Source organism: Paraburkholderia phytofirmans PsJN, assembly GCF_000020125.1.
In the GTDB taxonomy this organism is placed as follows: Bacteria; Pseudomonadota; Gammaproteobacteria; order Burkholderiales; family Burkholderiaceae; genus Paraburkholderia; species Paraburkholderia phytofirmans.
The window spans coordinates 2839294-2850538 of sequence record NC_010676.1 but is presented as its reverse complement, the minus strand read 5'-3'; the positions used below and the strand labels follow the sequence as shown (position 1 = coordinate 2850538).

The following is an 11245-nucleotide window of genomic DNA, read 5'->3' as shown; positions in this document are numbered from 1 at the left end:
ATGGCACTGCAATCACTGGACATCAAACGCCTCTCCGCCACGACCTTGCCTGAACCGCAAGTGCGTGTGCCGGTTACGGGCACGGTCGCCAAGCTCATCGACGTGTCGAAGTGCATTGGCTGCAAGGCGTGTCAGACCGCCTGCATGGAATGGAACGATCTGCGCGATGAAGTCGGCACGACAACCGGCATCTACGACAATCCGCGCGATCTGAGCGAGCATTCGTGGACCGTCATGCGGTTCTCGGAATACGAGAACACCGAAGGCGATCTCGAGTGGCTGATTCGCAAGGACGGCTGCATGCACTGCGAGGATCCGGGTTGCCTGAAGGCTTGTCCGTCGCCGGGCGCGATCGTGCAGTACACGAACGGCATCGTGGATTTCCACGAGGAAAACTGCATTGGCTGCGGCTATTGCATCACCGGTTGCCCGTTCAACATACCGCGCATTTCGAAGCAGGACAATCGCGCGTACAAGTGCACGCTGTGTTCGGATCGCGTGGCGGTCGGCCAGGAACCGGCTTGCGTGAAGACGTGCCCGACCGGCGCGATCATGTTCGGCACCAAGGAGGACATGAAGCAGCAGGCCTCGGACCGGATTGAAGATCTGAAGGAGCGCGGCTTCCAGAATGCCGGTTTGTACGATCCTGCCGGCGTGGGCGGCACGCATGTGATGTACGTGCTGCATCATGCCGACAAGGCCACTCTGTATCACGGGCTGCCGCAGAATCCGAAGATCAGCGTGATGGTGGCGCTATGGAAAGGTTTGGCAAAACCGCTGGCGCTCGCAGGTATCGCGTTCGCGGCCCTAGCCGGGTTCTTCCACTACACGCGCGTCGGTCCGAACGAGGTGTCGGAGGCCGATGAAGCCGAAGCCCAGCACGAAGCCGACGAAGTACGCCGTTCGCGGGAGGCATCCAATGAAGCACCCTGAGCACACCGGTCTGAAGGACGTGAGAGGCAACAGTTTGATCGTGCGCTACACGCCGAATGAGCGTACGAATCATTGGATCACCGCGATCACGTTCGTCCTTTTGGCGCTGTCCGGCCTCGCCATGTTTCATCCGGCTATGTCGTGGCTTTACGCGATCTTCGGCGGCGGGCAATGGACGCGGATTCTGCATCCATTCGTCGGCTGCGTGATGTTCCTGTCGTTTCTGATTCTTGCGTTGCGCTTCTGGCATCACAACTATCTCGACAAAGCCGACCTTCAGTGGATGAGACAGATCGACGACGTGCTCAACAATCGCGAGGAAAAACTCCCGGCGATCGGTAAGTACAACGCCGGTCAAAAGTTGCTATTTTTTACCATGGTGATCTGCCTGCTGCTGTTGCTGGCGAGCGGCATCGTGATCTGGCGGCGCTATTTCTCGTTCTATTTTCCGATCGAGATCATCCGGCTCGCGGCGCTGGTGCATGCCGCGGCGGCGTTCGTGCTGATCGTCGGTATCGTCGTGCATATCTATGCGGCGTTGTGGATCAAAGGGTCGATCGGCGCCATGACGCGCGGCACGGTGACCTATGGCTGGGCGCGAAAGCATCATCCGAACTGGTTCAAGGAAATCATCGGAAAATAGCGGTCCACGCATAGGTCATTCAAGGCAGAGCGGCTGCCGGCGCGCTGCACCCGAGCCGCCGCTTCTGTTCGATGAACGGCGGCGGCTCTTCAGTTTTCAGAGGTCGATACTGTGGTTCAACGTATTCTCGAAGCCGGCGACATTGAGTCGCTCGATCATTCGGCAATTCCGCGCCTTCGCATGCCGGAACGGCTCGCGGTGTTTGCCGCGCGGGCCGCGCGGCTGCGCCAGCTTGCGGCGCTCGACAATCCGATCGCCGGCTATTTGCGCCTCATGGCCGTGCTCGCCGACGCGCAGCAAGCCGTGATCGCCGGCTTCAAGGCGCAGCCGCCCAGCGCCGAGTTGATCGCGAGTGCGCAGCAGCATTCCATGCCGTTGATTCCCGCGCTTTCCGGCGTGCGTGATCCGGCGTGGCGCGACGTGCTGCGGCAGTTGCTCGACAAGGTAGCAGTCGCAGGCCCGCTCACGCCGCCGCTCGAAGCACTGATCGACCGGCTGCGCACGCTCGACACCGCCGCGCTCGAATTCCAGGCCGACGCGATCTTCGCGCAGCGCTTCGAAGAAATCGATCCGGCGAGCGCACCGTTCATCGTGGCCGCGCTGCAAGTGGTATGGACCGACCTCGCCGCCGATATCGACAAGCGCGAGGTGCCGTACCTCGAGACGCTCGGCCTGTGTCCCGTGTGCGGATCGCATCCGGTGGCGAGCATCGTGCGCGTTGGGGGCGCGTACGACAATTACCGCTACCTGCAATGCGGCCTGTGCTCTACCGAATGGCACATGGTTCGCACGAAGTGCTCGAATTGCGATTCGACCAAGGGCATCGCTTATCACACGGTCGGCTCGCCCGATGCCGACGAAGCCGCGCGCGAAGCCGAATCGAAGAACGCCGCGTTGAAAGCGGAATCGTGCGACGAATGCCATACTTACCGGAAGATCGGCACTCAGTCGAAGGACTACGATTTCGAACCGTTCGCGGACGATCTCGCCAGTCTCACGCTGGATTTGCTGATGGGGGCGGAAGGTTACCGGCGGGCGTCGCCGCATCCGTGGCTGTGGCCCGAACAGGGCGTCGGTGCGGACGAGTCTTCCGGCGAGTCCGACTAGCAGCGAGTGAATGCGACTGGAAGAGGAATTGCCTCGTGAGCGATGTAAGCGGCTCTGAATTACGGGCGTTGATGGCGCGCGTGCCGTCGGTGGAAAAGGTGATGGCGTCGGCCGAGTTCGCGGCGCTGCTCGCAGAATATGGCCGCACGCAGGTGTTGGGCGCGGTGCGCGAAGCGCTCGACACATGGCGCGCCGGCGCGCAATCGGGCGATGCGTCCGTGAGCGCGCTCGACGTCGCGCAACTTAAGAGCGCGGTCGAAGCCGCGCTACGCAAGCGCCACGAGTCGCGCTTGCGCAGCGTTTTCAATCTGACCGGCACGGTGCTGCATACCAATCTCGGTCGCGCATTGCTGCCCGACGAGGCGGTTCAGGCCGTCATGAAAGCGCTCACGCAACCCGCCAACCTCGAGTTCGATCTCGGCACCGGTAAGCGCGGCGACCGCGACGATCTGATCGACGAGCTCATCTGCGAATTGACCGGCGCCGAAGCGGCCACCGTGGTCAACAACAACGCGGCCGCGGTGTTGCTCACGCTGTCCGCGTTGGCGTCGAAGAAAGAAGTCATCGTGTCGCGCGGCGAGCTGGTTGAAATCGGCGGTGCGTTCCGCATTCCCGACATCATGAGCCGCGCGGGCGCGAAATTGCGTGAAGTCGGCACGACGAACCGCACGCATCTGAAGGACTACGAGGAAGCCATCGGCCCGCAAACCGCGCTGCTGATGAAAGTCCACGCGAGCAACTATGCGATCAGCGGCTTCACCAAAGAGGTCGGTCTGAATGAAATCGCGCCGCTCGCCCACGCGCGCGGCCTCGCGGTTGCCGTGGATCTCGGCAGCGGCACGCTGGTCGATCTGAGCCAATGGGGCTTGCCGCGCGAGACGACGGTACGCGAAACCGTCGAGGCCGGTGCGGACCTCGTCACGTTCAGCGGCGACAAGTTGCTCGGCGGTCCGCAAGCCGGTTTGATCGTTGGGCGACGCGATCTGATCGCGAAGATCAAGAAGCATCCACTCAAGCGCGCGTTGCGCGTCGGCAAACTGACGCTCGCGGCGCTGGAGCCTGTGCTGCAGCTTTATCGCGCGCCGGAGAGGCTCACGGAGCGGCTCACTACGCTGCGCTTATTGACCCGTGCCGCCGATGACATCCGGCTCGCTGCGGATCGCGTGCAGCCCGCGTTGCAGCACGCAGTCGGCGAACGTTATGCGGTGACGGCGGAGCCGATGTTCAGTCAGATCGGCAGCGGCGCGTTGCCGGTCGACGTGCTGCCGAGTTATGGTCTGGTCGTCAGAATGGCGGACGGCAAACGCGGCGGCCGTCAATTGCTTGCGCTCGAAAAGATGTTGCGGGAAATGGCGCGGCCCGTGATCGGTCGCATCGCGGACGATGCGTTGCGTCTCGATCTGCGCTGCCTAGAAGCCGCCGACGAAGCGCAACTGGTCGAGCAACTGAAAGGCGCGCGCGCATGATCGTCGGTACGGCGGGGCATATCGACCACGGTAAGACGAGCCTGGTGAAAGCGCTATCGGGCGTCGATACGGATCGGCTCAAGGAAGAAAAGGCGCGCGGCATTTCGATCGAACTGGGCTATGCGTACGTGCCGCTGGAGAACGGCGACGTGCTCGGTTTGATCGATGTGCCGGGTCACGAAAAGCTCGTGCATACGATGACCGCGGGCGCGAGCGGCATCGATTTCGCACTGCTGGTGATCGCCGCCGACGACGGTGTGATGCCGCAAACGCGCGAGCATCTGGCGATTGTCGAACTGCTCGGGATTCGGCAAGGCGCCGTCGCGCTAACCAAGGTGGACCGCGTCGACGCGCAGCGTCTGCGCGAAGTGCATGACGAAGTACGGGCGTTTCTGAGCGGCAGCGTACTTCAGGACGCGCCCGTGTTCGATACTTGCGCAGTGCAGGCCGACGATCCCGGCGTTGCCGCGTTGAAGGCGCATCTGCACGCGGCGGCCGCGGCGTGGCGAATGAAGCGGGACGACGGCTTGTTTCGTCTCGCGGTCGATCGTGTCTTCACGCTCTCGGGCCAGGGCACGATCGTGACCGGAACCGTGGTGTCGGGCCGCGTAGCGGTGGGCGACACGATGCTGCTCGCGCCGAAGAATCAACCGGTGCGTGTGCGCAGCATTCATGCGCAAAATCGTCCGGCGCAGAGCGGACGCGCTGGCGAGCGCTGCGCATTGAACCTCGCGGGCATCGAGAAGAGCGCGATCGATCGTGGCGACTGGATCGTCGATCCGCGGCTCTCGCAAGCGTCGGAGCGAATCGACGTCATGCTGACGCTGCTCGCCGATGCACCGCATGCGTTGGAGCATTGGGCGCCGTTGCACGTGCATCTGGGCACGCAGCACCAGGTTGCGCATGTCGCGTTGCTCGACGGGGAAACGCTCGGCGCCGGTCGGCGTGCCCGCGTTCAACTCGTGTTCGAGCGACCGGTTTGCGCGCTGCCGGGCGATCGCTTCGTGGTGCGCAACGCGCAGGCCAATCGCACGATTGGCGGCGGTCATGTGCTCGATCCGTTCGCGCCGTCGCGCAAACGTCGTTCGGTCGAGCGGCTGGCGTGGCTCGATGCGCTTCAGACCATGCTCGACACCGCCACGCTCGACGCTATCTTCGCGAGAGCACCGCATGGCTTGTCGCGCTCGCTGCTGGAGCGTTTGACGGGCATGCCGGCGGCCACGCTCGCATTGCCGGCCAACACGCGGGTCGTGGAGTTGCCAGGCGAAGACGCATTGCTAGTCGCCGACGCGCTTTGGCAAGCGCTCAATTCGCGATTGACGGCGACGCTCGCGCAATACCACGAACGCTCGCCTGACGAGTTGGGGCCGGACATCTCGCGCTTGCGGCGCATCGCGGCGCCGCTGGTGGACGATGCGCTGTGGCGCGCGCTTGTCGACGATGCCGCGACGCGTGGCGAGATCGTCAAACGCGGGCCCTGGCTGCATCTGCCGGGCCATGCGGTGACGCTCGACGAAGCGGATCGCGCGCTCGCGGCGACGCTGCTGCCTGCGGTGAAAGCCGGTGGTTTCGATCCGCCGTGGGTGCGTGATCTGGCCAACGCGCACGGCGTACCGGAGGAGCGTGTGCGTCAGTTGATGCGCAAACTCGCGCGGCAGGGCGAACTGTTTCAGGTCGTGCGCGATCTTTTTTACCACCCGCAGATGATTCGGGAATTGGCCTCGATCGCGGCTGCCGAGGCGCAAAAGAATGCCGGCACGGTTGCGGCCGCACCGTTTCGCGACGTCACCGGGTTGGGCCGGAAACGCGCGATCCAGCTTTTGGAGTTCTTCGACCGGGTTGGGTATACTCGCTTCCACCGTGGGCTTCATCTGCTGCGCACGGATAGTCGCTGGCTCGATCTGCTTTGATTTTTTTGATCGGTAACGTGTAGTTTGGTCACCTTAGGAAGGCATTCGTGTCCGGTGGCGCGGCTGGGCTTCAAACCCAGTTGAGGGCGTCAGACGCTCTCAGGTCGGTTCGACTCCGGCTGCCTTCCGCCACATGGGCTTTCCGGGCCATTCCGGCATCTTCCGTTGATGTCCTGTAGATCGCTGATTTTAAAGCGGTTTATGGGTAACGGCGTGCTTGCGGCTACCGTTGACGTCCCGCACAATTTCCTCACGAAGTATGGGTAGCGATGTGGGTTTGTGGGTAGGGAGGGCAACATGGCTGGACGACAGTTGCATCGACTCAGCGCTCCGCGGGTCGCGAAGGAGGTGACGCCGGGTCATTACGCGGATGGCGGTGGCCTCTATATGCAGATCGCGGACAGCGGTGCGCGTTCATGGGTGTTCCGGTTCAAACTGAACGGTCGCATGCGGGAGATGGGTCTCGGTCCACTCTCGCGGGTCTCTCTGGGCGAGGCGCGGAAACTGGCCGCCGGGTACCGTGACATGGTCAGGGACCTGATCGATCCCATTCTCGCGCGGCGTGAGCAGCAGCGAAGGCAACTGCTTGACATATCTCCGGATAACAATGTGACGTTTCGTGAAGCAACTGAAGCGTTTATCCGTGCGCATGAACCACAGTGGCGAAATCGCAAGCATGTTCAGCAGTGGGGTAACACGCTCAAAACGTACGCGTATCCGGTGATCGGTGACGTCCGGGTGCGCGACATTGATACCGCGATGATCGTACGCATCCTTCAGCCGATCTGGACGAAGAAGGCGGAGACTGCGCGCCGTGTACGCGGCCGCATCAAGGCAATTCTCGACGCAGAGACGGTGCTGGGTCATCGCGTCGGCAGCAACCCTGCACGATACGTTGATCATCTGCAGCTTGTGTTGCCGCGCTCGAAGAAACGCTCGCAGGTAAACCACCATCCTGCACTACCCTGGGAGGAGTTGCCAGCGTTTATCAGCGAGGTTGAGCAACGTCCCCGTCGTGCGGCGCGTGTGTTGCATCTGCTCATCCTCACGGCGACTCGCACGAACGAGGTGCGCTTTGCGCGGCCCGAGGAGTTTGACCTCGCCGCCCGCACGTGGTCAATTCCTGGTGATCGTACCAAGAGCGGCCGGCCCCTTCGCGTACCGCTTTGTGACCGCGCTGTCGAGATCGTGCGCAGCGCATTGCCCAAGGCGAAATACGGTTATCTCTTCCCGGGTTGCAAGGAAGGGCGTCCGTTGTCGAACATGGCGATGCTGACGCTTCTGAGACGTATGTCGCGACACGGAATCACCGTACACGGTTTCCGGTCGACGTTTCGCGACTGGGTTGCCGAATGTACGGACTATCCCGATTCGCTCGCTGAGGAAGCCCTGGCTCATGTCATCGCATCGCAGACAGTGGCGGCCTACCGGCGTCGCGACCAGCTCGAGCGTCGACGCCTGATGATGGAGGACTGGGGAAGGTATTGCGGCGAAAAGAAAGAGGGCGCTGCGATGATGGCGTCGGCTGCATAATATGCGTTCGTTGCATGGTTGTTGTTCAGAGCCAACGCGGGATCGTGGAAGCCTATGCACGCCCTGGCTCAATGGCTGGTCGCAGAGTGGCATGTCTAGTTTTTACCCGCGATTTACCCGAACGCTGCAATCGCTCGCGCGGACCGTCAGGCCGGGCCATGTCCCGGAGCATCGCGTCAGAACCATCACGCCGACGGACGCACTTTGTGCGCGCGTGAAAGACGGAGCGATCATTTGCCGTTCTTCCTCAGGAGGCATGGTCGGGTAGAGTCTGAAGCGCGACACGCGGCCCTCTAGCGCACGCGTGTGGGACGACGGGCAAGTGTCGGCCATGAAGAGACTCTCGGTCTTCGCCTGGCGGCGACGCTCGAGCGACGCGTCCATCTTGAAAGCTGCCGTTTAAACGCTCGGATCTTGGATCGGCTACAGGCGTGGTTGCGCAGTGATCTCATGCCAATCAGGCAGGAACGACCGAACGGAGGCAATTCGCTACGGACCAGCCACGGCTGTCCGATGCTGCGCAATCGGGTGCGCAAACACTGTTTTTGATGGCTGAAACCCCTCCGGCCGCCGGCAACGAGAACCTCTTCGGCGAGTGGAGCGTCGCCGATGTAGACCTTGCGCTCTTGTTGAATCGTCTCGCACCGAATGGCGATCCTATGCCACAGCGGCTTTTGGAGTACGTGAGATATCAGTGGCAACAGCCATTGGTTCAATCTTGGCTGTCATTGAGCCGTCCCCCTGTCTGACCGATCGCCGTAGATCGATCGGCATGCTCCACCGCCGAACCGCTACATAGTCCTCGGCGCCAAACGCTTGCCTGAACTTGGCCCGACCTGCTGTGCTCGTCGACGTGACGCCCGAGATGCAATTGGGCTGCGAAGACACTTTCGGCCCCGTCTTACCCGTGTTCCGTTTCGACGGCGAAGCCGAAGCGATTGCCGGTCGTGCGCGTGACGGAGCCTGTTGTCGCGAGGAGCCTCGACGTTCGCTTCACCGATAACTATACGCGGCTGGAAGTGCTTCCCGCTGCGGGCAGCGTGATCGTCTGGCCAGACGGTGAAGCCGTGCGCACCCCTGGCGCGATTTAATGCTTGTGATGCCTTCGCCCAGGCAGTTGCGCGCGGGCGTGATGGTCGTACAGTGGCAGGGTCGAACGGCGGTTGGCAAGGCATCAATAGTCCACTCATCATAAGCCGCTACAATCGGATCTGACGCGCCTGTATTTCAGCGGGCGACCCTTCGACGCAAGGAAGGGGCACCAGGGAGAGGTTTCAATGCGAGCAAGCAAGCGGAAAATGGTGGTGGATACCGCGACGCAACTCTTCTCGATGCACGGCTTCCAGTCGATCGGTATCGAGCGGATTATTAGCGAATCCGGGGTCGCGCGCATGACTTTGTACCGGAACTTCGCCGGCAAGGACGATCTGATCCACGCGGTCCTTGGCCAACGGTACGAACTCATCTTCGCAAGCGTCGAGACGCACATGCGTGCGCAAGAGGACCCGGAGACCAAGGTGAAAGCGGTCTTCGACTGGTATGGAGCGTGGTTCCGTGCTCCCGAATTTGCCGGCTGCCTGTTCGAGCGTGCGCTTGCCGAGTTCGGACGGGATCACCCGAAGATATCAGAGGTCGCCATTCGCTATCGTCGGGACATGACGCGGCTAATGGCGGGCACGCTGGAAGAGATACTCCCCACCGCGAAAGCAACATGGTTGAGCGGCATCTTCATGTTGCTTCTCGATGGCGCCACCGTTGAAGCCCGAGCGTCAAATAATGCCCATTGCGCCACGGAGGCTTGGCATGCGGCCAAAGCCCTTCTGACGCAACATTTACCAAGCTTGCCTCCAGCAAAAAAAATCTCCCGAAAAGGGAAGTAACTTGCCCGCGTTGATGATTGAGCCGTCGGGCCTGTCAACGCATGTGCTCGCGGCTATCCGCACCGATGAATCAGCCGGATAGGACCCGGTTTCGAGAACGTGTGGCGCAAAGCCAACGCAAGTACACCCAATCGCAACTTGACCCAAAAGTAGAACGACTAGTATCATTTGATCCGTATGCCGGCAGGTTGGTTGGCGTGTGGTTGGACACGATACGCGGCGCGCGCCTTCCGGACGGCGCAATAAATAACAACGTTTAAGGGGGACTTGCAATGTCTTCAGGACAACGAAAGGTGTTGGCAGGCGCGCTGTTGGCACTGGTGGTGATGAGCGGCTGTACATTGCCCCAAAGCAAATACACAATGACGCCCGAGGAAGTACAGCTCTATCACCTTCAGTTGCAGAAGTCGCAAGCGGCAGCCGAGGCTTATAACAAGACGCCTGAGGGAAAGGCGGCCATCCGCCGAAGATTTGAGCACGATGCTCAGTGGCAAGCCGACCAGCAGGCTGCGGAGGGCGCAGAGATCCAGAAGCGTACGTCTCCGAATTATCGACCACCGGCACCGCCTGAACAGCACATGTGCTCGGTCAACTATGGGGACACAGTCGGATTGGTGCCCTGCCCATAGTGCAAAGTATTCTCGGGATATAGGCCGTTGCACCGGACCGCTGGGGCGGGCCTGACGGGTGGGTATGCTGGGGATGTTGCCGTACCAAACCAGGGTTGGGCGGCTCCCTTCCATAGTGCTTTACTAGCGGCGGCTTCGCGCAGGAGGCATTGCAATTGACCAATGGCGCATCCCTTATATGACAGGTGTTATCTATGTCGAAGGTACGGACTGTCCTGAAGGCTCTTTCTATCGCTTTGGCCGCAGGTGCCTTGCTCTCGAGCGCGGCGGCGCCTCGGGCGGCTTCCGATGGCACCAGCCTGAGCGCCAATGGAACGGTTGCCCACGAGCTTTTCGATAAGGGAGATGACTACTATTGGGTACTGATGCGCGATCTAGGGAATGATGGCTACCAATGTTCAGTCAGTTTCGTGACCACCAATGGAACCTATTCAATTCATGGTCCCATGGACGCCGAAATGGCAAGGACAGGGTCCGGGATGTTGTGGTTCGAAGGTCCCCGTATTCCAAAGACCGCTCACTCGACGCAGCGCGTGACGCTCGCTGTTCATGGGAATGACGGCGCGTTCAACTGGCCCGCCCTGCAGACCACCATTGGGAATACGCCATACGGCACGCTGATGGTCGCCGTGCAAATCATGTCGGTGCTCAAGGAAAAAGCGGATACGAACAACCTTGCGGTTTCTCTTGCCGGTAACGAGGTCTTCACGGCTAAGCTGGTCGGATTGCAGGCGGCCTATGCGCGGCTCGCTGGATGTATGGCGGAGCATTCGCGAAGCTAGCGTCAACGAGTCGGCACTCCGCAATTGCGGCTGCAGGCGGATGCCGCTCACATAGCAACATGTCACGCCGAGTCGTGATCCGCTTGTCAGCGACATGACGCCGCCGGATTTCGCTGGCCTCGGCGCGTCCAGTTTTGCAGCGAGCGTGACGCGGGCGCGTTGCTGTCTTTGCAGAACCAACGTTCGAAAAAACCCTCCCGCACACCGGTAGTTGTGCCGCTCGCTGGCCGATAACGCAAACGGGTTCGGCAAAAAAATGCCGCCCGTACTGGCGCGGCATCCCGCGCCAGCTTGAACATGCTGGCTCAGACGGGCGGCAAGAGCTCGCGATAAAGCGCTCAACGTTCAACATACATCCAGCA

11 protein-coding genes, 1 tRNA gene and 1 pseudogene are annotated in these 11245 nt (G+C 61.4%); all 13 read left to right on the top strand.

Annotated elements, in window-relative coordinates; translation table 11 throughout:
• The 13 genes and pseudogenes from fdxH to BPHYT_RS32390 all read left to right on the top strand — a co-directional run bounded on the left by fdxH (window position 1) and on the right by BPHYT_RS32390 (window position 10883).
• Window positions 1-933: a formate dehydrogenase subunit beta gene (fdxH, locus tag BPHYT_RS32435; RefSeq protein ID WP_012428362.1), complete on the top strand. Its 933-nt coding sequence runs from the start codon at window positions 1-3 to the stop codon at window positions 931-933.
• On the top strand, window positions 920-1576 hold the full coding sequence (locus BPHYT_RS32430; RefSeq protein WP_012428361.1) for a formate dehydrogenase subunit gamma: 657 nt from the start codon (window positions 920-922) through the stop codon (window positions 1574-1576). Before fdxH ends, BPHYT_RS32430 begins: the two co-directional genes overlap by 14 nt.
• Window positions 1577-1687: 111 nt before the next feature.
• A complete protein-coding gene (gene fdhE, locus BPHYT_RS32425; protein WP_012428360.1) occupies window positions 1688-2683 on the top strand; it encodes a formate dehydrogenase accessory protein FdhE in 996 nt (331 codons plus the stop codon).
• A gap of 35 nt (window positions 2684-2718) precedes the next feature.
• Complete coding sequence (selA, locus tag BPHYT_RS32420) at window positions 2719-4149, top strand: L-seryl-tRNA(Sec) selenium transferase (RefSeq protein WP_012428359.1); 1431 nt, start codon at window positions 2719-2721, stop codon at window positions 4147-4149.
• On the top strand, window positions 4146-6059 hold the full coding sequence (selB, locus tag BPHYT_RS32415) for a selenocysteine-specific translation elongation factor (RefSeq protein WP_012428358.1): 1914 nt from the start codon (window positions 4146-4148) through the stop codon (window positions 6057-6059). Before selA ends, selB begins: the two co-directional genes overlap by 4 nt.
• A 36-nt stretch (window positions 6060-6095) precedes the next feature.
• Window positions 6096-6191, top strand: a tRNA-Sec gene (locus tag BPHYT_RS38450).
• Window positions 6192-6356: 165 nt separating this feature from the next.
• Window positions 6357-7592, top strand: a complete 1236-nt coding sequence (locus tag BPHYT_RS32410) for a tyrosine-type recombinase/integrase (RefSeq protein ID WP_012428357.1) — start codon at window positions 6357-6359, stop codon at window positions 7590-7592.
• 548 nt (window positions 7593-8140) lie between these two features.
• A complete protein-coding gene (locus BPHYT_RS39775) occupies window positions 8141-8341 on the top strand; it encodes a hypothetical protein (RefSeq protein ID WP_407669214.1) in 201 nt (66 codons plus the stop codon).
• 116 nt (window positions 8342-8457) lie between these two features.
• Window positions 8458-8595, top strand: a complete 138-nt coding sequence (locus BPHYT_RS39770; RefSeq protein WP_148225211.1) for an aldehyde dehydrogenase — start codon at window positions 8458-8460, stop codon at window positions 8593-8595.
• Window positions 8537-8773 (top strand): annotated as a pseudogene (locus tag BPHYT_RS39325) (succinylglutamate desuccinylase); the annotation flags it as partial. The gene BPHYT_RS39770 and the pseudogene BPHYT_RS39325, both read left to right, overlap by 59 nt.
• Window positions 8774-8869: 96 nt before the next feature.
• Window positions 8870-9472 (top strand): TetR/AcrR family transcriptional regulator, encoded by a 603-nt coding sequence (locus BPHYT_RS32400; RefSeq protein WP_012428356.1) that lies wholly within the window; start codon window positions 8870-8872, stop codon window positions 9470-9472.
• A gap of 272 nt (window positions 9473-9744) precedes the next feature.
• Window positions 9745-10101 carry a hypothetical protein gene (locus tag BPHYT_RS32395; RefSeq protein ID WP_012428355.1) on the top strand — a complete coding sequence of 119 codons (357 nt, stop codon included), beginning with the start codon at window positions 9745-9747 and terminating at the stop codon, window positions 10099-10101.
• 194 nt (window positions 10102-10295) lie between these two features.
• Window positions 10296-10883, top strand: a complete 588-nt coding sequence (locus BPHYT_RS32390; RefSeq protein ID WP_012428354.1) for a hypothetical protein — start codon at window positions 10296-10298, stop codon at window positions 10881-10883.
• Window positions 10884-11245: the final 362 nt, after the last annotated feature.